Origin of the sequence: Synechococcus sp. R6-5 (genome assembly GCF_047461775.1) — a bacterium.
Classification (GTDB): Bacteria; Cyanobacteriota; Cyanobacteriia; order Thermostichales; family Thermostichaceae; genus Thermostichus.
Map to the genome: position 1 here is coordinate 1 of NZ_JANSHV010000377.1, position 611 is coordinate 611.

At 69.2% G+C, this 611-nt stretch carries 1 protein-coding gene; it reads left to right on the forward strand.

Annotation, left to right across the window (positions count from 1 at the left end):
* Positions 1–118 precede the first annotated feature (118 nt).
* A partial coding sequence (locus NW818_RS13845; protein ID WP_414424884.1) for a hypothetical protein occupies positions 119–611 on the forward strand: 493 nt, incomplete at its 3' end.

Genomic DNA, 611 nt, shown 5'->3' on the forward strand with positions numbered 1-611 from the left:
TTTAGGGGCGGACAGAACGGATGAGCGCTTGCGGCCTTGGCCCTGGTCGGACATGACAGTGAGCCTGGAACCTTCTATGATAGATGTACCACCAATTATCGCAGAAGGAGCCAGACTCATGTCCAGCATACCGCACCTGACCGATGCTGTCGAGACGCTGCTGCGCGCCGGCGACGACCCGTTGCCGCGCGCCACCCGCCAGCGGCTGGCGCTGTTCGTGGTCGGCGTCTTGCTGGCCGGGACGGTCGTCCTGCGGCGGGTCGCCACGACCCAGACCCACATCGCGCTGGGCGCCGCCCAGGCGGCCAGTCACGAACGCCGACTGCGCCGCATTGTGAATGATCCCCAGTTGGGGGCAGCGGCGCCGATGGACGGGCGGGTTGTGCGCCGGGTGCTGCAGCGGTTGCGTCCCGACCAGCGGGTCTGGCTGATCGTCGACGAAAGCGGGCACAGCGATGTGGTGCGCACGTTGGTGGCGGCGCTGTGGTATCGCGGCCGGGCGCTGCCGTTGGCCTGGGTGCGCTGGCCCGCCCAGCAGCCGCATCCGCAGGCCTATTGGACCGATTGCCAGACCCTGCTGGCGCAGGCGGCGGCCATCCTGCCGGCGGGAC